At 66.3% G+C, this 24,547-nt stretch carries 21 protein-coding genes; 14 read left to right on the top strand and 7 right to left on the bottom strand.

The window, feature by feature from the left end; translation table 11 throughout:
* Positions 1–6: 6 nt before the first annotated feature.
* Positions 7–1,188, bottom strand: a complete 1,182-nt coding sequence (locus tag B0920_RS17105; protein WP_078033865.1) for a lipid-transfer protein — start codon at positions 1,186–1,188, stop codon at positions 7–9.
* A gap of 104 nt (positions 1,189–1,292) precedes the next feature.
* Here B0920_RS17105 and B0920_RS17100 point away from each other — a divergent pair, with 104 nt between their 5' ends.
* The 4 genes from B0920_RS17100 to B0920_RS17085 all read left to right on the top strand — a co-directional run bounded on the left by B0920_RS17100 (position 1,293) and on the right by B0920_RS17085 (position 5,688).
* A complete protein-coding gene (locus tag B0920_RS17100; protein WP_078033864.1) occupies positions 1,293–1,922 on the top strand; it encodes a TetR/AcrR family transcriptional regulator in 630 nt (209 codons plus the stop codon).
* A 69-nt stretch (positions 1,923–1,991) separates the two neighbouring features.
* Positions 1,992–3,698 carry a YbaL family putative K(+) efflux transporter gene (gene ybaL / locus B0920_RS17095; RefSeq protein ID WP_078033863.1) on the top strand — a complete coding sequence of 569 codons (1,707 nt, stop codon included), beginning with the start codon at positions 1,992–1,994 and terminating at the stop codon, positions 3,696–3,698.
* A gap of 110 nt (positions 3,699–3,808) precedes the next feature.
* Complete coding sequence (locus tag B0920_RS17090) at positions 3,809–4,864, top strand: LysR family transcriptional regulator (protein WP_078033862.1); 1,056 nt, start codon at positions 3,809–3,811, stop codon at positions 4,862–4,864.
* Positions 4,861–5,688 carry a DMT family transporter gene (locus B0920_RS17085; RefSeq protein ID WP_078033861.1) on the top strand — a complete coding sequence of 276 codons (828 nt, stop codon included), beginning with the start codon at positions 4,861–4,863 and terminating at the stop codon, positions 5,686–5,688. Before B0920_RS17090 ends, B0920_RS17085 begins: the two co-directional genes overlap by 4 nt.
* 524 nt (positions 5,689–6,212) lie before the next feature.
* Here the strand turns inward: B0920_RS17085 and B0920_RS17080 are convergent.
* A complete protein-coding gene (locus tag B0920_RS17080; protein WP_078033860.1) occupies positions 6,213–8,171 on the bottom strand; it encodes an AAA family ATPase in 1,959 nt (652 codons plus the stop codon).
* Between the two features lie 592 nt (positions 8,172–8,763).
* Between B0920_RS17080 and B0920_RS17075 the strand changes: the two genes are divergently transcribed.
* The gene (locus B0920_RS17075) at positions 8,764–9,045 is read left to right on the top strand and encodes a hypothetical protein (protein ID WP_078034453.1); all 282 of its coding nucleotides are present in this window, start codon (positions 8,764–8,766) and stop codon (positions 9,043–9,045) included.
* Positions 9,046–9,094: 49 nt separating this feature from the next.
* Here the strand turns inward: B0920_RS17075 and B0920_RS17070 are convergent, their stop codons facing one another.
* Both B0920_RS17070 and gstA read right to left on the bottom strand, forming a co-directional pair.
* A complete protein-coding gene (locus B0920_RS17070) occupies positions 9,095–9,712 on the bottom strand; it encodes a DUF1697 domain-containing protein (protein WP_229455688.1) in 618 nt (205 codons plus the stop codon).
* A 147-nt stretch (positions 9,713–9,859) separates the two neighbouring features.
* Positions 9,860–10,465 (bottom strand): glutathione transferase GstA, encoded by a 606-nt coding sequence (gene gstA / locus B0920_RS17065; RefSeq protein ID WP_078033858.1) that lies wholly within the window; start codon positions 10,463–10,465, stop codon positions 9,860–9,862.
* Positions 10,466–10,626: 161 nt separating this feature from the next.
* On the opposite strand from gstA, the gene B0920_RS17060 reads away from it, so the two are divergent.
* Positions 10,627–10,956, top strand: coding sequence for a hypothetical protein (locus B0920_RS17060; RefSeq protein WP_078033857.1), 330 nt, complete (start codon positions 10,627–10,629; stop codon positions 10,954–10,956).
* Positions 10,953–11,795 (top strand): HDOD domain-containing protein, encoded by an 843-nt coding sequence (locus B0920_RS17055; RefSeq protein ID WP_078033856.1) that lies wholly within the window; start codon positions 10,953–10,955, stop codon positions 11,793–11,795. Before B0920_RS17060 ends, B0920_RS17055 begins: the two co-directional genes overlap by 4 nt.
* A 109-nt stretch (positions 11,796–11,904) precedes the next feature.
* On the opposite strand, the gene B0920_RS17050 is transcribed toward B0920_RS17055, so the two are convergent.
* Entirely contained in the window at positions 11,905–12,336 is a 432-nt protein-coding gene (locus B0920_RS17050) for a hypothetical protein (protein ID WP_078033855.1), read from the bottom strand.
* Between the two features lie 611 nt (positions 12,337–12,947).
* Here B0920_RS17050 and miaB point away from each other — a divergent pair.
* Genes miaB through ybeY form a run of 3 tightly spaced genes read left to right on the top strand, consistent with a single transcriptional unit; the run spans position 12,948 to position 15,842 of the window.
* Positions 12,948–14,309 carry a tRNA (N6-isopentenyl adenosine(37)-C2)-methylthiotransferase MiaB gene (gene miaB / locus B0920_RS17045; RefSeq protein WP_078033854.1) on the top strand — a complete coding sequence of 454 codons (1,362 nt, stop codon included), beginning with the start codon at positions 12,948–12,950 and terminating at the stop codon, positions 14,307–14,309.
* Positions 14,306–15,400: a PhoH family protein gene (locus B0920_RS17040; RefSeq protein WP_078033853.1), complete on the top strand. Its 1,095-nt coding sequence runs from the start codon at positions 14,306–14,308 to the stop codon at positions 15,398–15,400. The genes miaB and B0920_RS17040 overlap by 4 nt, the downstream gene beginning before the upstream one ends.
* Positions 15,375–15,842, top strand: coding sequence for an rRNA maturation RNase YbeY (gene ybeY / locus B0920_RS17035; protein ID WP_078033852.1), 468 nt, complete (start codon positions 15,375–15,377; stop codon positions 15,840–15,842). The genes B0920_RS17040 and ybeY overlap by 26 nt, the downstream gene beginning before the upstream one ends.
* Positions 15,843–16,023: 181 nt before the next feature.
* Here ybeY and B0920_RS17030 read toward each other — a convergent pair whose 3' ends face one another.
* Both B0920_RS17030 and B0920_RS17025 read right to left on the bottom strand, forming a co-directional pair.
* Positions 16,024–18,297, bottom strand: coding sequence for a xanthine dehydrogenase family protein molybdopterin-binding subunit (locus B0920_RS17030; protein ID WP_218669387.1), 2,274 nt, complete (start codon positions 18,295–18,297; stop codon positions 16,024–16,026).
* 9 nt (positions 18,298–18,306) lie between these two features.
* Positions 18,307–18,759: a (2Fe-2S)-binding protein gene (locus B0920_RS17025; protein ID WP_078033850.1), complete on the bottom strand. Its 453-nt coding sequence runs from the start codon at positions 18,757–18,759 to the stop codon at positions 18,307–18,309.
* A gap of 152 nt (positions 18,760–18,911) precedes the next feature.
* On the opposite strand from B0920_RS17025, the gene B0920_RS17020 reads away from it, so the two are divergent.
* The 4 genes from B0920_RS17020 to glyS all read left to right on the top strand — a co-directional run bounded on the left by B0920_RS17020 (position 18,912) and on the right by glyS (position 24,547).
* Complete coding sequence (locus tag B0920_RS17020; RefSeq protein WP_078033849.1) at positions 18,912–19,790, top strand: HlyC/CorC family transporter; 879 nt, start codon at positions 18,912–18,914, stop codon at positions 19,788–19,790.
* Complete coding sequence (gene lnt, locus B0920_RS17015; protein WP_078033848.1) at positions 19,790–21,355, top strand: apolipoprotein N-acyltransferase; 1,566 nt, start codon at positions 19,790–19,792, stop codon at positions 21,353–21,355. The genes B0920_RS17020 and lnt overlap by 1 nt, the downstream gene beginning before the upstream one ends.
* Before the next feature lie 161 nt (positions 21,356–21,516).
* A complete protein-coding gene (glyQ, locus tag B0920_RS17010) occupies positions 21,517–22,431 on the top strand; it encodes a glycine--tRNA ligase subunit alpha (RefSeq protein ID WP_078033847.1) in 915 nt (304 codons plus the stop codon).
* 28 nt (positions 22,432–22,459) lie between these two features.
* Positions 22,460–24,547 carry a glycine--tRNA ligase subunit beta gene (glyS, locus tag B0920_RS17005; RefSeq protein ID WP_078033846.1) on the top strand — a complete coding sequence of 696 codons (2,088 nt, stop codon included), beginning with the start codon at positions 22,460–22,462 and terminating at the stop codon, positions 24,545–24,547.

Raw genomic sequence — 24,547 nt, 5'->3', positions numbered from 1 at the left:
GGCCCCTCAATTGCGATACAGGGTGACCACGCAGGCCCCGCCCAGGCCCAGGTTGTGCTGCAGGGCCACGCGCGCGCCCGCCACCTGGCGCGCGCCGGCGCTGCCGCGCAGCTGGTGGGTCAGCTCGAAGCACTGGGCCAGGCCGGTGGCGCCGAGCGGGTGGCCCTTGGACAGCAGGCCGCCGGAAGGGTTGGTCACGACCTTGCCGCCATAGGTGTTGTCGCCTTCGCGGATGAACTTGTCCGCCCCGCCCTCCGGACACAGGCCCAGGGCTTCGTAGGTGATCAGTTCGTTGTGCGCGAAGCAGTCGTGCAGCTCGACCACGTCGAGGTCTTCGGGGCCGATGCCGGCGTGCTCGTAGACCTTGCGCGCGGCCGCGCGGCTCATGTCGTAGCCGACCACGCGCATCATGTCGCTGGTGTCGAAGGTGCCGGGGCGGTCGGTGGTCATGGCCTGGGCGGCGATGTGCACGTCGGTGCGCAGTCCGTGGCGGCGCGCGAAGGCTTCCGACACCAGCAGGGCCGCGGCCGCGCCGCAGGTCGGCGGGCAGGCCATCAGGCGGGTCATCACGCCGGGCCAGATCTCGGGCGCGTCCAGCACGTCCTGGGCCGTCACTTCCTTGCGCAGCAGGGCCAGCGGATTGTTGGCCGCGTGGCGGCTGGCCTTGGCGCGGATGCGGGCGAAGGCTTCCAGCGGGGTGCCGTACTTTTGCATATGGGCCAGTCCGGCGCCGCCGAAGTAGCGCAGCGCGAGCGGGATCTCGGGCTTGCCGACCAGGCGGTCGGTCACCTCGTCGAAGGCGTCGAAGGGCGTGGGGCGGTCGGTGAACACCGAGCCCAAGGCCCCGGGGCTCATCTGCTCGAAACCCAGCGCCAGCACGCACTCGGCGGCGCCGCTCTCGACCGCCTGGCGCGCCAGGTAGAGCGCGGTCGAGCCGGTGGAGCAGTTGTTGTTGACATTGATGATGGGGATGCCGGTCATGCCCAGCTGGTAAAGGGCCTTCTGGCCGCTGGTCGAGTCGCCGTAGACGTAGCCGGCATAGGCCTGCTCGACCTCCTCGTAGGCCAGCTCGGCGTCCTCGAGGGCGGCGCGCGCCGCCTGGGCGCCCATCTCGTGGTAGGGGCTGCTGGCGCCCGGCTTGGCGAAGGGCATCATGCCCACGCCCGCCAAGTATACGCTTCGGTCCATCTCGGTCTCCTGTATCGTTATCGACTAGGTCGCTCGACCTATTATGACGCCGATTATAGGTCAGCCGACCCATTGTTGGGAAATGACATGCGATAATGCAATGTATGAATCTCGACACCGCACTGCGCAGCAAGCCAACCGGCACCACGGAAAAAGGCCTGGGGCGGGCCCAGGACATCCTGCGCGCCGCCCGCGCCCTGCTGGCTTCCGAGGGCTATGCCGGGCTGTCGATGCGGCGCGTGGCCCAGGAAACGGGCATGAGCCTGTCCAACCTCCAGCACTACTACGCCAGCAAGGACCTGCTGGTGGAGGCCATGCTGCTCACCACCATGGACGAGTTCCAGGCCAAGATGGACCGCATCGCCGCCGAGATGGCCGGGCGTCCCCAGCTGGAACGCTTCCTGAGCACGGTCGACATGTTCCTGGAAGAGATCACCGAGCCGGTGATGCACGCGGTGTTCTTCGAGATCTGGGCGCTGGCTGCGCGCCATTCCTTCGCCTCCAGCCTGATGGGCAAGATGATCGGGCGCGAGCGCAAGGCGATTTATGGCCTGATCCGGGGACTCAACCCGGAGATTTCGGACGACGAGTACATGCAGCGCGCGATCCTGATGGTGGCCCAGATCGAGGGCCTGATGCTGTTCCGCCTCGACCGCCGGCAGCGCCCCGACGAGTACCAGGCGCTGCGCGCCGCCTTGCATAAAGTGCTGCTGGAACTCGCTACCCAAAAATAAAACTCGCGGTATTGACGGCCGTCTGCCCTATACTCGACGGGATTCCAACCTGATAAGGAGCCCCCTCGGATGCATCATGAACTCAGCCTGATCACCACCATTGCCGCCGCACTCGGTTTCGGCCTGCTCTTCGGCATGCTGGCGGTGCGCCTCAGACTCCCGGCCCTGGTCGGCTATCTCGCCGCCGGCGTCTTCATCGGCCCCGCCACCCCCGGATTCGTGGCCGACGTCGCCCTGGCTTCCCAGCTGGCCGAAATTGGTGTGATGCTGCTGATGTTCGGCGTGGGCCTGCACTTCTCGCTGCGCGACCTGCTCGACGTGAAAGGGATCGCCCTGCCCGGCGCCCTGCTGCAGATCGGGGTCGCGACCGCGATGGGCATCGGCCTGTCCCATTTCTGGGGCTGGAGCCTGGGCGCGGGCCTGGTGTTCGGGCTGGCGCTCTCGGTGGCCAGCACCGTGGTGCTGCTGCGCGCGCTGGAGGCGCGCGGGGTGCTCGATTCGATGAACGGCCGCATCGCGGTCGGCTGGCTGGTGGTCGAGGACCTGGTGATGGTGCTGGTGCTGGTGATGCTGCCGGCGCTCGCCGGGCCGCTGGGCGGCAAGGGCGACGCCGGCGCCGAGCTGTGGCCGGCGCTCGGCAAGACCCTGCTCCAGGTCGGCGCCTTCGTGGCCTTCATGCTGATCGTCGGGCGCAAGATCTTCCCCTGGTTCCTGTGGCGCGTGGCCAAGACCAATTCGCGCGAGCTGTTCACCCTGGCGGTGATCGCGGCGGCGGTCGGCATCGCCTACGGCTCCTCGCACCTGTTCGGCGTCTCCTTCGCGCTGGGCGCCTTCTTCGCCGGCATGGTGCTGCGCGAGTCGGAGCTGAGCCACCGCGCGGCCGAGGAATCGCTGCCCCTGCGCGACGCGTTCTCGGTGCTGTTCTTCGTCTCGGTCGGCATGCTGTTCGACCCGATGGTGCTGGTCGACTACCCGCTGCAGGTGCTGGCCGTGGTCGGCATCGTCCTGTTCGGCAAATCGCTGGCCGCCTTTGTCCTGGTGCTGGCCCTGCGCTATCCGCTCAACACCGCGATCACGGTCTCGGCCAGCCTGGCCCAGATCGGCGAGTTCTCCTTCATCCTGGCGGCGCTGGGCATGTCGCTCGAGCTGCTGCCGGCCCTGGGCCAGAACCTGATCCTGGCCGGCGCCATCATCTCGATCGCGGTCAATCCGCTGCTGTTCAAGGCCGCCGCCCCGCTGGAGAAATGGCTGCGCTCGAACTCGGAGCTGGCGCGCCGCCTGGAGCGCTCGACCGATCCGCTGGCCGAGCTGCCGATGGAGACCGCGCACGAGAAGCTGAGCGGCCAGGTGGTGCTGGTGGGCTTCGGCCGGGTCGGCCGGCGCATCGCCGACGAGCTGTCGGCGCGCGGCGTGCATTACGTGGTGGCCGAGCAGAACCGCGAGATCGTCGAGCAGCTGCGCGCGCGCGGCGTCCCGGCGGTGGTCGGCAACGCGGCCGAGCCGGTGGTGCTGATCCAGGCCCACATCGCGCGCGCCGCCATGCTGGTGATCGCCACGCCCGACACCTTCCACGTGCGCAAGATGGTCGAGATCGCGAAGGCGCTCAACCCGGCCGTGCAGTGCGTGGTGCGCAGCCATAACGACCAGGAAGCCGAACTGCTGCGCGAGGACACCGGCGGCAAGGTCTTCGTCGGCGAGGAGGAGCTGGCCGGCAGCATCACCCGCCACGTGTTCGACACCCTGCGCGCGCGCGCCGCCCACCCGGCCACGCACTAGGCATTCGCTGCGGCGGGCGAGGCGCCCGCCCGCCGGCGGCTTTTCTGGCTGGCAGGAAATACGAGATTTTTGTCATTGCCAGCGCCGTCCGCGCACGACTACCATTTTTGATGCATCAATCATTGAATGGAGAAGTTGTGACGAACGGCCTGGCTCCGCTTTCACCGCCGGCGCCCCGCATCACCGTCGAGCAGAACGACGCGCTCGCATCGAGTTTCGCGACCACCTACGCCGGCGTGGTCGCCTTCATCGCCGTGGTCCACGAGGGCAGCTTCGCGAGGGCGGCCGAGCGCCTCGGCATCGGCCGCTCCGCCGTCAGCCGCAGCGTGCAGAAGCTCGAGACCCAGCTCGGCACCCGCCTGTTCCTGCGCACCACGCGCAGCACCACCCTCACCGCCGAGGGCGAGCTGTTCTTCGAGAACTGCCGGCCCGGCGTGGACCGCATCTTCCAGTCGGTCGAGTGGATGCACGAGCTGCGCACCGGCGCCCCGCGCGGCAATGTGCGCATCTCTTCCACCGTCGGCTTCGGCCGCAAGATCGTCGCACCCCTGCTCAAGGAATTCCACGCCGAGTACCCCGAGGTCACGGTCGACCTGCTGCTGGACGACCGCCCCACCGACTTCACCTCGGAGCGCATCGACGTCGCCTTCCGCAACGGGCGCATGGACGACAGCCAGATCGTGGCCAAGAAGCTGGTGCCGATGCAGATGCTGGTGTGCGCCGCGCCCTCCTATGCGCGCGCCCACGGCCTGCCGCGCAGCGTGGACGAGCTGGCCGCGCATGCCTGCATCAACTTCCGCTTCGCCTCCGGCCGCCTGTACGAATGGGAATTCAAGGTCGACGGCCAGGTGCGCAAGCATGTTCCCCGGGGCTGGCTGTCCTTCAACGACGCCGACCTGGTGCTGCAGGCGGTGCTGGACGGCCAGGGCCTGGCCCAGATGGCCGGCTACCAGATCTGCGAACACCTGCGCACCGGCCGCCTGGTCCCCTGCCTGGCGGAGTTCGCGCCCCAGGACCGGGGGCACTTCCTCTGCTACCTGAGCCGTCACCATATGCCCATGCGTAACCGCGTCTTCATCGACTTCATGACCCAGCGCATCCGCGCGCTCGACCTGCACTGCCTCGACGTCTTGTTGTCCGACGCCGCGCCGGAGGCCGGCCTGTGAGCCGCACCGCCTGGAGCAGCGCGCTCGGCGCGATCCTGCTGTGGGCCCTGTTCGCCACCCTGGTGCGCTACGCCGGGGACGCCCCGCCCCTGCTGTTGACCGGGATCGCGCTGTGCTGCGGCAGCCTGGCCTCGGCGCACCGCTGGCGCGCGTGGCGGGTCAGCGCCCCGGTGTTCGGCTTCGGCGTGGCCAGCCTGTTCGTCTACCACGCCTGCCTGGTGGCGGCCTTCAAGCTGGCCCCGATCGCCGAGGCGAACCTGCTGAACTACCTGTGGCCGCTGCTGATCGTGGTGCTCGGCGCCTATGCGCCGCGCGGCGCGGGACTGCTGCCGCGCCAGCTGGCCGGCTGCGCGCTCGCCTTCGCCGGCTGCGCCCTGGTGATCGCGCCCTCGGCCTTCAGCCTGTCCAGCGCCCACCTGGGCGGCTACGCCCTGGCCCTGGCGGCGGCGCTGTGCTGGGCCGTGTACTCGCTGGCGCCGGGCTACATGGCGCCGTATTCGTCCTGGGCCACGGGGGGCTTTTGCCTGGGCGCGGGCCTGCTGGCCCTGGGCGCCCACTTCCTGTTCGAGCAGCCCTACCGGCCGGGCGGCGGCGAGCTGGCCGCCATGGCGGCGATCGGGCTCGGGCCGCTGGGCCTGTCCTTCGTGCTGTGGGACCGCGCCATGCGCGAGGGCAGTCCGGCCGGCATCGGTTCGCTGTCCTACCTGACCCCGCTGCTCTCGACCCTGGCGCTGGCCATGGCCGGCGCGGTCGGCGCCGATGCCTGGGCGCGCTTGCTGCCGGCGCTGGCGCTGGTGCTGGCCGGGGTGCGCCTGGCCAGATGAGCCGCGGCCGGGGCGCCCGGTGCGCGTTCGCCGCATTGGTGCGGTTTCGTCACGCATGGCGATGATTGGTGCGTTTCGCGCAGCACTGCTCGGCCCGTGCCGGCCCTGCCGGATGCATTTGCACTCCATACATTGCAGGAGCTGCCGGGCTCTCGCGCCCGGATCGACACCAGGGTTGGCGTGGGCTTGTCGGGCAAGATTCAAAACTAGGGTCGGAGTCGACTTTTTGGGCAATTCTCCAAAGTTGTCAAACAATTCGACTCCGAGCCCAATTTTTTTGTATCGATCGGGAAAAAGAAATTCGCGTGAATCTGCGCTGGTTCAGACGCGTCGGACTTGCCTTATCGCCGATCCGTGCATCGGCGAGCTCGGCCGAGAAAAAACAAATAGGGTCGGAGTCGATTTTTTGGGCAATTCCTCAAAGTTGTCAAAGAATTCGACTCCGACCCTAGTTGGAAAGAAGGCGGAAAAAAACCCGTCCGGCGGTTGCGGGACGGGTCGCGGGACGCGCAAAGGAAAACGTATCAGGCGGCCACTTCCTCGGCGCAGAGCTTGAGGTTGGCGTGGCGCTGGCCGTGCAGGTGGGGCATGAACAGCTCGGCGCGCTCTTCCAGCAGGGCGAATACGGCGTCCTTCGACAGCACGTACTGGTCCAGCAGGGTGTCCTTGAGCGACTCCATCACCAGCTTGTAGTCGCGGATCGCGTCCAGGGTGTAGGTGTAGAGCTCGTCGGCCTTTTCTTCCACCAGGCGCACCGTGTGCTCGCCGCTGGTCTCCTTCGACAGCTGGGTATAGTCGATCTTCGAGCGCGAATACATCGACAGGCGGTTGACCATCAGGTTCAGCATCTTGGTGATCTTCTCGATGTCGTTCTGGCTGCCCACCGAAATGCCGCGCGCGCCATAGAACAGTTCCTCGGCCGCCACGCCGCCGTACAGGCCAATCACGTCGCGCTCCAGCTCTTCCAGGGTGCGCAGCGACATGTCCTCGCCCGACTGCAGCACATAGCCCAGGGCGCCGATCTTCGACACCGCCTCGGTGCTGATCTTGAGCAGGTGCGACTTCTCCTTCACTTCGGCCAGGCTCATGCCCTGGCGCAGATACGGGTCGATCTGCATGAAGAAGTGCCCCAGCTCGTGCAGGGCGATGCGCTCGCGCTGCAGGTGCTTCTCGGCGGTGGTGGCGCGGTCGGTCAGGCCGATGGTCGCGCGCTCGTAGGCGCGGAACAGCAGGTCGGTGTTGATGATCGTCTTTTCCTGGATCGAGATCATGCTGGCGCGCTCGACCACAGTCTCCAGCAGCGCCGGGCTGAGGTTCTGGGTGATCTCGGCGACCTGGTCGAGGTCGAGGTCATCCCAAGCCACCAAGCCCTCCTTCTTGCGCGCCAGGAAGCTGCGCAGCAGTTCCCTGCGCTCGACCTTGTTCGGCAGGCGGAAGTTGATCTTCACCGAGAAGCGGCGCAGCATCGCTTCGTCCATCTCGGTCGAGGAGTCGTCGAAGTTGGAGGCGACCACCCAGATCACGCCCTGGCCCTTGTCGCTCTTGACGCCGTCCAGCAGGCCAAGCATGGTGTTGGCGGTGTCGTCTTCCCATTTCTTTTCGCTGCGGCCGCGCGGCATGAACAGGCTCTGGGCTTCATCCAGGAAGATGATGCACTTGCCCTTGGCGCAGGCCTTGCGGTACAGGGCGTTCAGGGCCTTGGAACCGCCGCCCACATAGCCCGATTCCAGCGCCGAGCCCGAGGCCGAGATCATCGGCAGGTTCAGGCGCTTGGCCAGGTAACCGACCAGCTTGGTCTTGCCGGTGCCCGCCGGGCCGGTCAGCATGACGTTGAAGGGCTTGTCGATATTGTGCGACTGGTAGACATCGCGGTTGCGGATCATGTCTTCCAGGTGCAGGACTTCCTGCTTGATGTCTTCCATGCCGATCAGGTCGTCCATGCTGCCCTTGAGCTTGTCCGGGGTGATGACGGAGGCGCTCATGCCCATGCCGGGCACGCCGAACTTGATCAGGTAGAGGATCAGCACGATCACCGCGATGTCCAGCGCGTGGCGCTTCAGGAACGAGCCGGTCTTGTCGAGCGCGGTCTCGCCCTCGTCCATCACGGCCTTGTGGCTGGCCAGGTAGTCGTCCTTGGCGATCGAGTACGGAATCGCGTTCTTGAGCAGCACCTCGCGCTCCAGCGACAGGTGGGAGGTGCTGGGCACCTTGACCACGTGCAGGGCGGGCGCGTCCTTGAACTTGTAGACGTAACGCGGCGACTCCGACAGCGGCTTGGCGATCAGGAGGTATTCCAAGCGTTCCTTCTGGCTGGCCAGCTGGGTGATCTCGGCGATGTTCTGCGAGTGGATCACCGGGCTGCCGTCCTGCGGCACGTCCGCCTTGTAGATCGCCAGCGCCACCGCCAGGCCGAGCAGGACGGCGATGGCGAGTCGGACGTAGACGTTCTTGAAGGCAATCTGGAGTCGGGCAAAGTTGGGCATCTCGGTACTCTACAAATAGGTGTGTCGTGCGGCGGTGCTGTGACAAGGGCCGGCGCCGCGCGGGGCGGAGGCGGCTGCGGCCTGGTTGGCCGCGAGAGGCGCGCCATGTTCGGGGGCGGCGCCAGGTCCAAACATGCTTGTTTGGTATTGTTTTGATGCCCGAAGGCAATAGGGATATGGAGACTATACCCCCAAAAAAAACCGAGGTGTATACCGCGTCGAGAAAAAAATCTTGATCGCCCCGATTATGATGATTCAGATAAGAAAAAAGCTTATATAACTGATACCGATCATTATCCGAGTGCCAAAAAAACCGCCCCACCTTGTATAAACGATATGAATTGATGAGCTAGTTATTAATATTTATTCATCAATCCTAAGGGAAATTTTTGTTGCAGGAAGCAGACGCTTAAATGGCGGCAACATGCGCGCTTATTGCACGAAATGGATGACTTCTTTCTGCAACTCATCAATTCAATTGAACGCAGCAATTATCACAATTTTGCTATTCTGATTCCGGATTCCAGGAGCCGTGTGCCGCCGCTCGGGCATACGGTCCGCTGCAAGACCGTGAGAAAAAAAGGGAATGCTTATGAAAAGATATGCCATAGCGACAGCACTCGCACTGGGCCTGGCCGGCACGGCGCAAGCGGCTGCCATAGACCTGGGTTCAAGTAGCACGGGCCAATCGGCCCATGCCCTGCGATCCAGCCAGCCGGTGCGCAATTTGTCGGTCACCAGCCGCAACGACATCGTGACCCCGCCCTCCCACATGTCCGAACTTCCAGAGCCGGAAGTCTTCGCCATGATGCTGGTGGGCCTGATCCTGATCGGTTACCGGGCAAGTCGGGACAGCAGCGAGAAATTCAAGTGAAGGATAGGCGCCGGGACGCCCTCGGCGTGCCGGCGCAGGGGCGCCTCACCTAGGACGGGTGGGCGCCCTCGCTGCACAGGACGTGCAGTCGCAGCAGCGTATTCCAATTCCGGGACGTGGTCCCGTCTCCCAGATGCTTGCCCAGCGCCGCCGCCGCGGCGCTGTCCAGCACCCCCTCCGGACACCAGACATAGGCCGCGCGCCGCCCCAGGGCCAGCGCCTCCTCTCCCCATGCGCGCTCACACAGCGCGGCCGCCGCCTGGCGCTGCGCCTCTCCCGCCAGCACGAAGGCGAACAGGCGCGCGGGATCGCTCGCCAGCGGCAGCAGCGGATTGTCGGCCACCACCTGGTCCAGCGCCGCGCGGTCGAGCACGAACACGCGCGCGCCCACGCCCAGGCGGAGCACCAGGGCCTCCTCGATGGTACGAGCGGCCGCGTCCGGGTCCGCACCGGCCATGCCGAACACCACGTTGCCGCTGTTGAGGACGGTTTTCACTCCGCTGAAACCGAGTTCCTCGAACAGCCGGCGCAGGTCGGCCATCGCGATGCGCTTGGCGCGGCCGACATTGATGCCGCGAAGCAAAGCAAGATAGCGCTGGGTCATCATGGGCGCATGGTACTCAGCTCGCGCGGACGGGTGCGCACGCCAGGAACCCAAATTCTGCATGCGCTGCGGCAGCGCAATTAACTTGGATCTCCGCCTGCGCGGGGATGACGTTGATGGGCTAACTTCTATCGGCAGTGAGTCCGCACGGCCGGACTTCCGGCCGCCGCGCTGACTGCCAGGCCGGGCCTCCCGCCGCAGCGCAGACGCCTAGGCCAGGCCTTCGCGCGCCATCGCCTCGCGCACCACCGGCATCGCGCCGATACGGGCGTGGTAGGCCTGCAGCGTGGGCCAGTCGCCCATCGAGAAGCCGGCGAAGCCGATCCAGTTCAGGATCGCGAACAGATAGGCGTCGGCGACGCTGAAGCGCCCTCCCATCAGGCTGCGCTCGCCGTCGACCTTGCCCGCTAGAAAAGTCAGCGGCGCGGCCAGCTCGGCCCAGTGGGCCGCCTTGTCCTCGTCGGCGCAGCCCGGCGCGAAGATCGGCGAAAAGCGCTTGTGCACCTCGGTCGACAGGTAGCTCAGCCACTCCATCAGCTGGTAGCGCGCATAGCTGCCCCAGGCCGGGGCCAGCCCGCTCTCCGGCGCCTGGTCGGCGATGTATTGCAGCACCGCGGTGTTCTCGGTCAGCAGCTTGCCGTCATCCAGTTCGAGCGCCGGCAACTGGCCCTTGGGATTGACGCTGCGGTAATCCACCCCGTCGCTGGTGAGCTTGGTGCGCAGGCTGACGCGCTGGCTCGTGAACGGCAGGCCGGTGTGCAGCAGGGCGATATGGGGCGCGAGCGAACAGGCGCCGGGGCTGAAATACAGTTTCATGGATCTCCTTGTCTTGTTGCGGCCGTCGAGGCCAATGCCTAGCGTACAACATTTATCTTCCACTAATCGGCTTGCGGCGCGAACACGACAGTTCTTGCCGTGGATCGACTGCCTGATGTCCACAGGTGTTAAGATCGCCAAGGCGTTGACAGGAGGAAACAATGGGCGATGCTTATGATCTGATCGCGCTGAAGGATGCCAGGCCCGGCATGGTGCTCGGCCACGAACTGCTCGACAACAATGGCCTGGTGCTGTTGGCCGGCGGCGTGGTGCTGACCGAGGCCATCATCGCTTCGCTGGCCCGCCATGGGGTGGAACCGGTGCCGGTGGCCCGCGCCGAGACGGCGCCGGCGCCCGATCCGGCTGTGGTGCAAGCCCGGCTCGACCACCTGTTCCGCAAGCACGAGCGCGAGGATCACGCGGACTGGGCCACCGGACTGCTGCGCCGCTACATCGAGGACTACCGCCTGGGGCGCGAGGTGGCGCGATGAGCCCCCTGCTGCCGCAGGACCTGGCCGACGGCCTCGAAGACCTGCCCTCGCTGCCGGCCGTGGTGATGGAACTGCTGGGCAGCATCGAGCAGGAAGACCTCGACATCGCGGTGCTGGCCAGGAAGGTGTCTCTGGACGCGGCGCTGACCGCCAAGACCCTGCGCCTGGCCAATTCCTCGGCCTTCGGCCTGCAGGTCAAGGTGACCACCATCCAGCAGGCCATGACCTTCCTCGGCTTCGAGACCACGCGCAACCTGATCACGGCGGCCGCCATGACCGGCTGCTTTCCGAGCGGACGCTGTCCTGGCTTCAGCGACAAGGCCTTCTGGCGCCATTCCATCGCCACCGCCGCCTGCGCCCGGGTGCTGGCGCGGCGGGTGCGCTTCAACGGCGACTACGCCTTCACCGCCGGCCTGCTGCACGACATCGGGCGCCTGGTGCTGGTCAGCCGTTTTCCCGAGCACTACGGCGCGGTGCTGGCGCGGCGCGCCCAGGACGACGACGCGCTGCTGGCGGCCGAGCGGGCGACGATCGGCCTCGACCACGTGGCGGCCGGGGTGGCCCTGGCGGAGCACTGGAATTTCTCGGACACCATGCGCCACGCCATCGCCTGGCACCATGAGCCGGAGCAGCCGGGCGCCGGCTCCCTGGCGACCATCGTGCACGTGGCCAATGCGGTGGCCCATGCCCTGGACCTGGCGGGCGAGGAGGACGAGCTGGCGCCGGCCGTGTCCAGCGTGGCCTGGAATGCGCTTGGGTTGGCCGAAGAAGCCTGGCTGCATGTGTTCCGCGAGACGGAACTGCAGTTCGAGGAAATGGCGGCGATCCTGATGGACTGATGCCGCAGGGCGGATAGGAAGAAGGAACTCGGGCAGGCGCCGCCGCGAGGCGGCGCCTCAGCCCGCTGTGGCCGAAGGCATGACGGACGCATCCGCCATGCCCACGGCATCAGTGCGCATAATTACCAGTCGAAGAGCCGGAGGCCGGCGCATCGTTGGTCTGCGATTGCTGCTGACCTTGCTGACCTTGCTGAGCTTGCGCCTGTTGCTGCTGTGCGGCGGCAGCGGCGGCCTGGGCGGCCTTCTCTTCGGGCTTCGGGCGGCCCTGGGCATCGGACAGGCGGTACTTGGTACGACGGTCGCCCATCAGGTCGCGCAGGTCGCGGATGCTCATGCCGGTCACTTCGTGCATGCGGATGAGCAGCGAGGCGCCCACCGGCAGACGGTGATGGCGGATCTTGCTGATCACCGGCGGCGCAACTTCGAGCATGCGCGACAGGGCGGCGTCATTTTTCAGCTGCATCTTACCGAGCAGGATGTCCAACAAGTGATTCGGGTTGTAACTTTCCTGCGAAGACAGAGCATGATGCTGTTGTGCCATGATGTTTACCTCACGAGTTTGGTTAAAATAGTTCCCTTGCGAACTTTTGTTAAAGACTACGTTTTCTCAACATAAGTTCCCGGAACCGTTCCGGGGATCTTGCAGCGCAAGTCTGAAAAATCCCTTAAGAAACTTATCCGGACTGCATGTGCTCCCGCTTTCTCTTTCCACATGCGTACTTGTCTTTCAAACAAATTATCGTCCTATACACCGCGTTGATGACGAAGCGGCGCATGTGACTCATTGTCGGAAATCAAGCTATCGTGTGGAAAGCTTGTCACGTTGGCATTTCAGCACATGGGGACGAAGTGTGGCGCACGCAAGAGATTTCCTTCACATATTTTGTAAATAGGAACTCGCGCGAAGTCATTGATTTACAAACTGAAACATCCAGTAACAAATTTTACTCAAGGCTTACCGGTGCACATCGCGCTTTGGCCTCCATTTAACAATCTGAGCAGCTTGGCAACGACTTTAGGTTAAGAAATATTTCGTGCCGCACAGCATGTAAATATGCTGCGCACGCGCCCTTTCCCGGGTCTCCGAGCGATTTACGGTAAACTGGGTCAGCCCTTGTCAAAGCGGCAGCTCCCCTTCCACGACAGCATTCCATGCAGAAAAAAGTATTTATCAAGACCTTCGGGTGCCAGATGAACGAGTACGACTCGGACAAGATGGCGGATGTGCTCGGCTCGTCCGAGGGACTGGTGCGCACCGACAAACCCGAAGAGGCCGACGTCATCCTGCTCAACACCTGCTCGGTCCGTGAAAAGGCGCAAGAAAAAGTGTTCTCCGACCTGGGCCGCTTGCGCGAACTCAAGCGCGACAAGCCCGAGCTGGTGATCGGCGTCGGCGGCTGCGTGGCCTCGCAGGAAGGCGAAGCCATCGTCAAGCGCGCGCCCTTCGTGGACGTGGTGTTCGGTCCCCAGACCCTGCACCGCCTGCCCCAGCTGATCCAGAACCGACGCCAGCTCGGCACCGCCCAGGTCGACATTTCCTTCCCCGAGATCGAGAAGTTCGACCACCTGCCGCCGGCCAAGGTCGACGGCCCGGTGGCCTATGTCTCGATCATGGAAGGCTGCTCCAAGTACTGCAGCTATTGCGTGGTGCCGTATACCCGCGGCGAGGAAGTTTCGCGCCGCTTCGAGGACGTGCTGACCGAGGTCGCCGGCCTGGCCGCCCAGGGCGTGAAGGAAATCATGCTGCTGGGCCAGAACGTGAACGCCTTCCGCGGCGCCATGGACAACGGCGAGGTGGCCGACTTCGCCCTGCTGCTCGAATACATCGCCGAGATTCCCGGCATCGAGCGCCTGCGCTTCGTCACCAGCCACCCGAAGGAATTCACCCAGCGCCTGATCGACGCCTATGCGAAGATCCCGCAACTGGTGAACCACCTCTACCTGCCGGTCCAGCACGGTTCCGACCGCATCCTGGGCGCCATGAAGCGCGGCTATACCGCGCTCGAGTACAAGTCCATCATCCGCCGCATCCGCGCGGTGCGTCCGGACATCGCGATTTCCTCCGACTTCATCGTCGGCTTCCCGGGCGAGACCGACGCCGATTTCGAGGCCATGATGAAGCTGGTGGAAGACGTCGGCTTCGACAACAGCTTCAGCTTCATCTTCAGCAAGCGTCCGGGCACCCCGGCCGCCAACCTCGAGGACGATACCCCGCACGAGGTCAAGCTGGCGCGCCTGCAGCGCCTGCAGGCCCTGATCGACACCAACACCCGCAAGTACAGCGCCGCCATGGTCGGCAGCGTGCAACGCATCCTGGTCGAAGGCCGGTCCAAGAAGGACCCGGCCCAGCTTTCCGGCCGCACCGAGAGCAACCGTGTGGTCAATTTCCTGCCGGACGAGGCGGGCGAGAGTCTGGTCGGCCAGCTGGTCGACGTGCGCATCGTGGCGAGCCACGACTACTTCCTGCGCGGCGAACTCGTCGCTAACCTCCAAACGATTGCCAAAGCCAGTTGAAAACCCAGCCTACCCAGCCTTCCTATTTCATTCCCGAGCCGCTCGACAACACGCGGCTCGCCCACCTCTGCGGCCCGCTTGACGAAAACCTGCGCCAGATCTCGGCCGCGCTCGACGTGACCATCTTCCGCCGCGGCGAGAAGTTCATCGTCAGCGGCGCCAACGCCGAGCGCGCGGTCGAGCTGCTCGAGCGTTTCTACGCCGTCGCCAACAAGGTCGTGCCGATCGAGGAAGTGCAACTCGCCCTGGTCGAGCAGCGCGCCGGCCTGAAGCCCAAGATCGAAGGCGTAGGGGGGGCGGGCCCGGCCGCCAAGGAGGAAGAAGCCCAGGACGAGGACGACGAAGCCGCCGAGTCGCCCGAGACCACCAGCCCGGTGCTCAAGACCCGCCGCAGCGACCTGCGCGGGCGCACCCCGCACCAGATCGAATACCTGCGCGCGGTGCTGGAGCACGACATCAGCTTCGGCATCGGTCCGGCCGGCACCGGCAAGACCTACCTGGCGGTGGCCTGCGCGGTCGACGCCCTGGAACGCGACGCGGTCAAGCGCATCATCCTGACCCGTCCCGCGGTGGAAGCGGGCGAGCGCCTCGGCTTCCTGCCGGGCGACCTGACCCAGAAGGTCGATCCCTACCTGCGCCCTCTTTACGACGCGCTGTACGACCTGCTCGGCTTCGACCGTACCCAGAAGCTGTTCGAGAAGCAGGTGATCGAGATCGCCCCGCTGGCCTACATGCGCGGGCGCACCCTGAACCACGCCTTCGTGATCCTGGACGAAGCCCAGAACACGACGGTCGAGCAGATGAAGATGTTCCTGACCCGCATCGGCTTCGGCAGCAAGGCGGTGGTGACGGGCGACGTCACCCAGGTCGACCTGCACAAGACCATGCGTTCGGGCCTGGTCGACGCCATGCACGTGCTCAAGGGCGTGCGCGGGATCGCCTTCACCCAGTTTTCCAGCGCGGACGTGGTGCGCCATCCGCTGGTTGCGCGTATCATCGATGCGTACGAGAAGAACTCGTCGATCCAGGACCTGGCTTCCCTTCCCAAACCCGCACCGGTGAAACATGCAAGAAAAAAAACATCATCTTGAACTCGAAGTCCAGTTCGCGGATACCCGGCTGGAGAGCCTGATCACCGAAGCCGATCTGCGGCGCTGGGTCGAGGCTTCCCTGCTCGGCCCCGCCGAGCTGACCATCCGCTTCGTCGACGCCGAGGAAGGCAAGGCCCTGAACCGCGAATACCGCGGCAAGGACTACGCCACCAACGTGCTGACCTTCGCCTACAACGAGGGCGAGGAGCTGGGCGACGAGGAGGCGGTGCAGGCCGACATCGTGCTGTGCACCGACGTGCTGCAGCGCGAGGCGGACGACCAGAAGAAAACGGTCGAGGAGCACACCGCGCACCTGGTGGTGCACGGGGTGCTGCATGCCCAGGGCTTCGACCACGAGCACGACGAAGAGGCCGAGGAGATGGAGCAGCTGGAGCGCGACATCATGGAGGCCTTGGGGTTTCCGGATCCTTACGAGGACTGAAGGCGGGGTCGGTCAGAGAGCGGGCGTTTCGATAACGCGGCGAACTTGGGTCCCGGCCTGCGCCGGGACGACGTGCTAGGGGCGCGGGCCGGAAGACAGTCTATACGTAGTCGACAGCCCAAAGACCGTCGTCCCGGCGCAGGCCGAGACCCAAGTTTGCCCGAAATTAGTTAGCCCCCCCTCAAGCCAACTGCCCCCCAATCGGCAACTTCCTCACCCTCTTCCCGGTCGCCGCGAACACCGCATTGGTCACCGCCGGCATCAAGGCCGAAGTCCCCGGCTCCCCGATCCCGCCCGGATCGTCGCGGCTGTTCACGAGGTGCACCTCGACCGCCGGCGCCTCGTTCATGCGCACCACCCGGTAGTCGCCGAAATTGGTCTGCTGCACCCTGCCCTTGTCGAGCGTGATCTCGCCCCACAGCACCGCCCCCAGCCCGTACACGATCCCGCTTTCCATCTGGGCCACGATGGTGTCCGGATTGATCGCCGTCCCGCAGTCGACCGCGCACACCACCCGGTGCACCCGCACCTCGCCATCCGCCCCCACCGAGACCTCGGCCACCTGGGCCACGTAGCTGCCGAAGGCGAACTGGCAGGACACCCCGCGCCCCACCTTGCGCCCGGCGATCGGCGCCATCGGCTTGCCCCAGCCGGCCTTCTCGGCCGCCAGGTTGAGCACGCCCAGGGTGCGCGGCGATTTCTCCAGCAGGGCGCGGCGGTAGGCCACCGGGTCCTGCTTGGCCGCATGGGCCAGCTCGTCGATGAAGCTCTCCACCACGAACACGTTGTGGGTCGGCCCGACCCCGCGCCAGAAGGCGGTCGGCACGGGCGGCTCGTGGCGCACGTACTCGACCCGCACCGCCGGCACCGCGTAGGGCATGTCGCGCGAGCCCTCGACCGCGTCCGGGTCCAGCCCCTGCGACAGCCAGCCGGGCGCGAAGCGCGCGATGATCGAGGAACCCGTGGTGCGGTGGAACCAGGCCTGGGGCCGGCCCTTCTCGTCCACCCGCGCCGAGACGCGGTCGTAGTAATAGGGCCGGAACATGTCCTTCTGGATGTCTTCCTCGCGGGTCCAGACGAACTTGATCGGCTGTCCGTTCTTGCTGGCCTTGGCCAGGGCCACCGACTGGGCCACGTAGTCGCTCTCCAGGCGCCGGCCGAAGCCGCCGCCGATAAAGAAGTTGTGGACCTTGACCTTGGTTTCCGGCAGGCCGGTCAGCTTGGCGGCCGCCGCCTGGGCGAAGGCCGGCACCTGGGTGCCGCACCAGATGTCGCAACTGTCGGCTTTGAGGTCGACCGTGCAATTGATGGGTTCCATGGTCGCGTGGGCCAGGAAGGGCAACTCGTAGACGGCGTCGATGCGCCGCCCCGGACCGCTCGCCAGGGCCTTGAGGGCGTCGCCGTCGTTGCGCGCCACCACGCCTTCTTTCTGCGAGGCCTTGGCCATGTCGGCCACGATGGCGGCCGTGGTCGCGCCGGCGTTGGGGCCGTCGTCCCAGCGCGGCGCGGCCGCCTCCAGGCCCTTGCGCGCGGCCCACATGTGCTCGCCCACCACGGCCACCGCGTTGTCGATGCGCAGCACCTCGCGCACGCCGGGCACCGCCAGCGCCTTCTGGTCGTCGACAGCGGCCAGTTTGCCGCCGTGCACGGGCGAGGCCGCCACCGCAGCGACCAGCATGTTGGGCAGGCGCGCGTCGATCCCGAACAGGGCCGTGCCGTCGGTCTTGGCCGGCGAATCGAGGCGCTTGACCGGCTTGCCGATCAGGGTGAACTGTTCGGGGTCCTTCAGCGCCACGCTCTTCGGCAGCTCGCGCTTGGCCGCGGCGTCCACCAGTTCGCCGAAGCCGGCGCTCTTGCCGGAGCCCTCGTGGCGCAGGGTGCCGCCCACCACCGTAATCTCGGCGGCCGGCACCTTCCAGCTCTCGGCGGCCGCTTCCACCAGCACCGTGCGCACCATGGCGCCGGCCTCGCGCAGCGGCTTGTAGGCGCCGCGCACCGAGGTCGAGCCGCCGGTCAGCTGGCCGCCCAGCAGCGGGTCGGCGTACAGCTTGTTGTCGGCCGGCGCCTGCTCCAGCCGCACCTTCGACAGGTCGGCCCCCAGTTCCTCGGCCAGCAGCTGGGGCATGGAGGTGAAGGTGCCCTGCCCCATCTCGACCTTGTGCACCACCAGGGTGACGATGCCGTCGCGCCCGACGCGGATGAAGGCGTCGCGCGCCAGGCCCGGATCCTGGCTGGACGCCGCATTGGTGGCCGCGCCGACCGCCGTCTCGGAGGGCTTTTCGTTGCGCCCGTCCTCGGCGCGCTTGCAACCGAACAGGGAGAAACTCAGCAGCAGGCCACCGCCGCCGGCCGCGCCCAGGCGCATGAAATCGCGCCGCGCGCGCGAGTCGAGTGTGGTTTTTTTGCCATCCATTCCTTGGGAGAGAGCCCGCGCTGCCTCTTTCAGTCCGTCCATGGCGCCTCCTTATTTCGCGGCGGCGATGTGGATCGCCTTGCGGATGCGTCCATAGGTGCCGCAGCGGCAGATATTGCCCGACATGGCATTGTCGATGTCGGCGTCGCCCGGCTTGGGGGTGGCCTTGAGCAGAGCGGTGGCCGCCATGATCTGGCCGGACTGGCAATAGCCGCACTGGACCACGTCGATCTCGCGCCAGGCCGCCTGGACCTTGGCGCCGACCGGATCCTTGCCGATGGCTTCGATGGTGACGATGTTCTTCCCGACCACCGCCGAGACCGGAGTGATGCAGGAACGGGTGGGCTGGCCGTCCACGTGCACGGTGCAGGCGCCGCACAGGGCCACGCCGCAGCCGAACTTGGTGCCGGTCAAGCCGGCAACGTCGCGCAGGGCCCACAGCAGGGGCATGTCGTCGGGAACGTTGAGAGTCGTGTTGCTGCCGTTGATATTGAGCGCAGGCATGGGCTGCTCCTTTCAGGACGCGGGTTCGACCACACAGGGAAAAACCGTGCCGCTGGGGAAGGAGGAACCGGCGCGCCACAGGTGCATCAAAATCAGGCATCCGCCCTTTTGGTGTATCCTATGCCCATCGCAACAACGGCTTCACGCCAATTATGCCCGAGTATCCCAGTGACGTCCGATCGGACGCCAAACCCCATCGGTCGCTGTTCGAACGGCTGACCGCTCTCATCTCCCCAGAGCCAGAAAACCGTGCCGAACTGCTCGAAGTCCTGCACGAAGCCCATGAACGCAACCTGATCGACGCCGACGCGCTCTCGATGATCGAAGGCGTGTTCCAGGTCTCCGACCTGTCGGTGCGCGACATCATGGTGCCGCGCTCGCAAATGGACGTCATCGACATCACCAAGCCGATCGAGGAATGGCTCCCGATCGTGCTCGAGACCGCGCACTCGCGCTTCCCCGCCATCGAAGGCGAGCGCGACAAGGTGGTCGGCATCCTGCTGGCAAAGGACCTGCTGCGCTACTACGCAGAAGAATCCTTCAACGTGCGCGACATGCTACGCCCGGCGATCTTCATCCCGGAATCGAAGCGCCTGAACGTGCTGCTGCGCGACTTCCGCGCCAACCACAACCACATGGCCATCGTGGTCGACGAGTATTCCGGCGTGGCCGGGCTGATCACCATCGAGGACGTGCTCGAGCAGATCGTCGGCGACATCGAGGACGAGTACGACTTCGACGAGGAAGAAGACAACATCCTGTCGATCAAGGAGGGCCAGCTGGGCCCGCGCTGGCGCGTCAAGGCGCTGACCGAGATCGAGCAGTTCAACGAAGAGATCGGCGCCGACCTGCCCGAGGACGACGTCGACACCATCGGCGGCCTGGTCGCCAGCCACCTCGGGCGCATGCCCCACAAGGGCGAGGTGTTCGACCTGCAGAACCTGCGTTTCGAGGTGCTGCGCGCGGACGCCCGCCAGATCCACGTGCTGCTGGTCGAAAAGCTCCCGCTCCAGGACGACGACCACGACTGATGCTGCGCCGCCGTTCGACCACTGCGGGCGCTCCCGTATCCGACGCGCGCGGCGACAAGCCCTCGCTCCTGCTGCTCGCCGGCGCCGTCCTGGCCGGCCTGAGTTCCCTGCTCTCCTTCCAGCCGGTCGGCTGGTGGCCGCTGCAGTTCCTGGCCCTGGCCTGGCTGTTCTACCAGGTCGGCAAGCAGACTTCCGTGCGGCGCGCGACCCTGATCGGCTGGGCCTTCGGCTTCGGCTGGTCGGTGGCGGGCATGCACTGGCTGTACGTGTTCATGACCCGCTTCGCCCACCTGCCCATGGCCCTGGCCACGGTCGGGGTGATCCTGCTCGGCCTGTACATGGGCCTGTACGGCGCCTTCACCGCCGGCGTCGCGGCCTGGCTGCGCAAGCGCTGGTCGCTGCCGGTGGCCGCCTTCGTGCTGCTGGTGCTGCCCGTGACCTGGGGCGTGTCGGAATGGCTGCGCGGCTGGGTATTCACCGGCTTCCCGTGGGCCGCTTCCGGCTACGCCCATGACGGCGCGCCGCTGGCCGGCTACGCGCCGCTGATCGGCGTGTACGGCATCGGCGTGCTGGTGGCCCTGTGCGCGGGCTGCATCACCATGCTCACCCAGCGCGCGCGCTGGCCGGCGATCGGCCTGCTGGCCCTGGTGCTGGGCGCGGGCGCCGGCCTGCGCACGGTCGCCTGGACCGAGGAAACCGGCCAGCCGATCACGGTGCGTCTGCTGCAGGGGAACATCCCGCAGGACCGCAAGTTCGACCTCGCCTTCCTGAACCAGATCCTGGCCAAGTACCAGGGCATGATCACGTCCGCGCCGGCCGACCTGATCGCCACGCCGGAAACCGCGATCCCGGTCTTCCCGCACCAGATGCCGGAGGGCTACCTCGAGGGCCTGCAGCGCTTTTCGAGCGCCAGCGGCAGCACCCTGGCGATCGGCATGCCGCTGCTGGATGGCCCGCGCCAGTACGCCAACAGCGTGGTGGCGCTCTCACCCCAGCCCCAGGCCTACCGCTACGACAAAGCCCACCTGGTGCCCTTCGGCGAATTCATTCCGCCGGGCTTCCGCTGGTTCACCGACATGCTGAACCTGCCGCTCAACGACGCCACCCGCGGCAAGCCGCTGCAGGCCCCGTTCGCGGTGAAGGACCAGCTGGTGCTGCCGAATATCTGCTACGAGGACGTGTTCGGCGAGGAGATCGCCTACCAGTTGCGCAGCGCCGCCAGGCCCGCGACCCTGCTGCTGAACGTGTCCAACCTGTCCTGGTACGGGCAATCGGTCGCTATTCCCCAGCACCTGCAGATCTCGCGCATGCGCACCCTGGAAACCGGCCGTCCGATGCTGAGGTCGACCAACGACGGCGCCACCGCCGTGATCGACCATCGCGGCGTGGTCCGCCAGCTGCTGCCCTTCTACCAGGAAGGCGTGCTGACCGCCACTGTGCGCGGCACGACTGGCATGACGCCCTATGTCCGTTTCGGGAATGCGCTGTTCCTGATCCTGGGCGCGGTCGCGCTCGGCGCCGCCTGGTTCGCCGGGCGCCGCTACCGCGGCAAGACTGGCGCCTGACGCGCGGGCGGGCCGTCCTGCGCGGCCGCCCGTGTTCCGACAACGGCCTCTAAATCGAATCGCCCGGCCAAATCACCCCCAGAGGCTGGGAAAAATTCAGTAGAATTGGTCATTTGGCAAACTTATCGTGTTCGCGCCCCGCTGCGCGTCGCCCATCCGAGATGCTCACATTCCAACAAATCATCCTGACCCTGCAGTCCTACTGGGACAAGCAGGGCTGCGCCCTGCTCCAGCCCTACGACATGGAAGTCGGCGCGGGCACCTTCCACACCGGCACCTTCCTGCGTGCGATCGGTCCGGAACCCTGGCGCGCCGCCTATGTGCAGCCCTCGCGCCGCCCCAAGGACGGCCGCTACGGCGAAAATCCTAACCGCCTGCAGCACTACTACCAGTACCAGGTGGTACTCAAGCCCGCCCCCGAGAACATCCTCGACCTCTACCTCGGCTCGCTCGAAGCCCTCGGCCTGGACCTGAAGAAGAACGACGTGCGCTTCGTCGAGGACGACTGGGAAAGCCCGACCCTGGGCGCCTGGGGCCTGGGCTGGGAAGTCTGGCTGAACGGCATGGAAGTCACCCAGTTCACCTACTTCCAGCAGGTCGGCGGCCTCGATTGCAAGCCGGTGCTGGGCGAAATCACCTACGGCATCGAACGCCTCGCGATGTACCTGCAGGGCGTGGAGAACGTCTACGACCTGGTGTGGACCGAGTGGGAAGAAAACGGGATGAAAAAATCGCTGTCCTACGGCGACGTCTTCCACCAGAACGAAGTCGAGCAGTCGACCTACAACTTCGAGCACTCGAACACCGAGCTGCTGTTCCAGGCCTTCGCCAACCACGAATCCGAAGCCAAGCGCCTGATCGAGCTGGAACTGACCCTGCCGGCCTACGAGCAGATCATGAAGGCTTCGCACAGCTTCAACCTGCTGGACGCACGCGGCGCCATCTCGGTGACCGAGCGCGCCGCCTACATCGGCCGCGTGCGCACCCTGTCGCGCCTGGTCGCCCAGGCCTATTACGATTCGCGCGAGAAGCTCGGCTTCCCGATGCTCCCGGCCGCCGACAAGGCCGCGGCATAACGCCGCCACGACAAGAACAGACCACACCATGAATCAGACTCTCCTCGTCGAACTGCAGACCGAAGAACTGCCGCCGAAGGCCCTCGTCAAGCTGGGCGCGGCCTTCGCCGCCGGCATCGCCAACGGCCTGAAGGCGCGCGACTTCCTCGAAGCCGACAGCGTAGCCACCACCTACGCCACCCCGCGCCGCCTGGCGGTATCGATCACCCGTGTGCGCGCCACCTCGCCGGACAAGCAGATCCGCGAAAAGGTGCTGCCGGTGAGCGTCGCCCTGGACAAGGACGGCAATCCGACCGCGCCCCTGGCCAAGAAACTGGCCGCGCTGGGCTTCCCCGACCTGAAGGTCGCCGATCTCGAGCGCGCCCAGGACGGCAAGGCGGAAAGCTTCTTCTACACCTACACTGCCGCCGGCAGCCTGCTTCCCGCCGCCCTGCAGGACGTGCTGGCCGACACCGTGGCCAAGCTGCCGATCCCCAAGGTCATGAGCTACCAGCGCCCGGACGGCGCCACCGTGCAGTTCGTGCGCCCGGTCCACCTGCTGCTCGCCCTGCATGGCGAACAGGTGCTGCCGCTGTCGCTGCTGGGCCTGGACGCCGGCCGCCACACCATGGGCCACCGCTTCCTGTCGCACGGCCAGGCGATCGCCGTGCAGCACGCCGACGACTACGCGCGCGTGCTGGAAAGCGAAGGCAAGGTGCTGGCTTCTCCGGAAGCGCGCAAGGAAGGCATCCGCCGCCAGCTGCTGGACAAGGCCGGCGCCGACCAGGTCCTGATGCCGGAAGCGCTGCTGGACGAAGTGGCGGCCCTGGTCGAATGGCCGGTGGTCTATGAATGCCACTTCGAGGAGGAATTCCTGGCGGTGCCGCAGGAATGCCTGATCCTGACCATGCAGACCAACCAGAAATACTTCGCGCTGACCGACGCCGACGGCAAGCTGCGCTCGCGCTTCCTGATCGTTTCGAACCTGGCGACCGATGACCCGAGCGCCATCATCGGCGGCAACGAGCGCGTGGTGCGTCCGCGCCTGTCGGACGCCAAGTTCTTCTTCGAGCAGGACAAGAAGAAAACCCTCGAGTCGCGCCTGCCGCAACTGGCCAGCGTGGTCTACCACAACAAGCTGGGCACCCAGGCGGAGCGCACCGAGCGCGTCACCAGGCTGGCCACCAGCATCGCCCAGCGCCTCGGCTTCGACGCCGCGCTGGCGCAGCGCGGCGCGCGCCTGGCCAAGGCCGACCTGCTGACCGACATGGTGGGCGAGTTCCCCGAGCTGCAGGGCATCATGGGCACCTATTACGCGCGCCACGACGGCGAGCCGGAGGAAGTCGCCCTGGCCGCCTCCGAGCACTACCAGCCGCGCTTCGCCGGCGACGCCCTGCCCTCGACCAATACCGGCCTGGCGGTGGCTCTGGCCGACAAGCTGGAAACCCTGGTCGGCATCTGGGCCATCGGCCTGCAGCCGACCGGCGAGAAGGATCCGTTCGCGCTGCGCCGCCACGCCCTGGGCGTGATGCGCATGCTGGTCGAGAAGCGCCTCGCGCTGCCGATCTCGGAGCTGCTGGCCGACGCCGCCGCGGTGTTCGAGGGCCAGGCTGCGTTCAAGGATCCGCGTGAAGAAGTGAAGAGCTTCATGCTCGACCGCCTGCGCGGCATGCTGCGCGAGCGCGGCTTCTCGCCCAACGAGGTCGAGGCCGTGCTGGCCCAGAACCCAGACCGCGTGGACGACGTGGTGCAGCGCCTGGAGGCCGTGCAGGCCTTCGCCGCGCTGCCGGAAGCCGAGTCCCTGGCCGCCGCCAACAAGCGCATCACCAACATCCTCAAGAAGACCGAGGCGGCGGCGGGCGAGGTGCAGGAAGGGCTGCTGCAGGAGCAGGCCGAGAAGAACCTGGCCGCCGCGATCGCGCGCGTGCGCCCGGCGGTGGACGCGGCCTTCGCCGGCGGCGACTACACCGGCACGCTCAAGACCCTGGCCCAGCTGCGCGACGACGTCGACGCCTTCTTCAACGACGTGATGGTGATGGCCGAGGACCCGGCGCTGCGCAACAACCGCCTGGCCCTGCTGTCGCAACTGCACGGCATGATGAACCGCGTGGCCGACATCTCCAAGCTGGCGGCGTAA

The organism is Massilia sp. KIM (assembly GCF_002007115.1).
Lineage (GTDB): Bacteria > Pseudomonadota > Gammaproteobacteria > Burkholderiales > Burkholderiaceae_D > Telluria.
The sequence above is the reverse complement of the archived record's forward strand: the minus strand, read 5'-3'. Positions and strand labels throughout refer to the sequence as shown.

What these genes read in the sequence shown, in the direction of transcription:
- B0920_RS17105 (WP_078033865.1), bottom strand. Translation starts at nt 1,188, where the DNA reads ATGGACCGAAGCGTATACTTGGCGGGCGTGGGCATGATGCCCTTCGCC.
- B0920_RS17100 (WP_078033864.1), top strand. Translation starts at nt 1,293, where the DNA reads ATGAATCTCGACACCGCACTGCGCAGCAAGCCAACCGGCACCACGGAA.
- ybaL (WP_078033863.1), top strand. Translation starts at nt 1,992, where the DNA reads ATGCATCATGAACTCAGCCTGATCACCACCATTGCCGCCGCACTCGGT.
- B0920_RS17090 (WP_078033862.1), top strand. Translation starts at nt 3,809, where the DNA reads ATGCATCAATCATTGAATGGAGAAGTTGTGACGAACGGCCTGGCTCCG.
- B0920_RS17080 (WP_078033860.1), bottom strand. Translation starts at nt 8,171, where the DNA reads ATGCCCAACTTTGCCCGACTCCAGATTGCCTTCAAGAACGTCTACGTC.
- B0920_RS17075 (WP_078034453.1), top strand. Translation starts at nt 8,764, where the DNA reads ATGAAAAGATATGCCATAGCGACAGCACTCGCACTGGGCCTGGCCGGC.
- B0920_RS17070 (WP_229455688.1), bottom strand. Translation starts at nt 9,712, where the DNA reads ATGCAGAATTTGGGTTCCTGGCGTGCGCACCCGTCCGCGCGAGCTGAG.
- gstA (WP_078033858.1), bottom strand. Translation starts at nt 10,465, where the DNA reads ATGAAACTGTATTTCAGCCCCGGCGCCTGTTCGCTCGCGCCCCATATC.
- B0920_RS17060 (WP_078033857.1), top strand. Translation starts at nt 10,627, where the DNA reads ATGGGCGATGCTTATGATCTGATCGCGCTGAAGGATGCCAGGCCCGGC.
- B0920_RS17055 (WP_078033856.1), top strand. Translation starts at nt 10,953, where the DNA reads ATGAGCCCCCTGCTGCCGCAGGACCTGGCCGACGGCCTCGAAGACCTG.
- B0920_RS17050 (WP_078033855.1), bottom strand. Translation starts at nt 12,336, where the DNA reads ATGGCACAACAGCATCATGCTCTGTCTTCGCAGGAAAGTTACAACCCG.
- miaB (WP_078033854.1), top strand. Translation starts at nt 12,948, where the DNA reads ATGCAGAAAAAAGTATTTATCAAGACCTTCGGGTGCCAGATGAACGAG.
- ybeY (WP_078033852.1), top strand. Translation starts at nt 15,375, where the DNA reads ATGCAAGAAAAAAAACATCATCTTGAACTCGAAGTCCAGTTCGCGGAT.
- B0920_RS17030 (WP_218669387.1), bottom strand. Translation starts at nt 18,297, where the DNA reads ATGGACGGACTGAAAGAGGCAGCGCGGGCTCTCTCCCAAGGAATGGAT.
- B0920_RS17025 (WP_078033850.1), bottom strand. Translation starts at nt 18,759, where the DNA reads ATGCCTGCGCTCAATATCAACGGCAGCAACACGACTCTCAACGTTCCC.
- B0920_RS17020 (WP_078033849.1), top strand. Translation starts at nt 18,912, where the DNA reads ATGCCCGAGTATCCCAGTGACGTCCGATCGGACGCCAAACCCCATCGG.
- lnt (WP_078033848.1), top strand. Translation starts at nt 19,790, where the DNA reads ATGCTGCGCCGCCGTTCGACCACTGCGGGCGCTCCCGTATCCGACGCG.
- glyQ (WP_078033847.1), top strand. Translation starts at nt 21,517, where the DNA reads ATGCTCACATTCCAACAAATCATCCTGACCCTGCAGTCCTACTGGGAC.
- glyS (WP_078033846.1), top strand. Translation starts at nt 22,460, where the DNA reads ATGAATCAGACTCTCCTCGTCGAACTGCAGACCGAAGAACTGCCGCCG.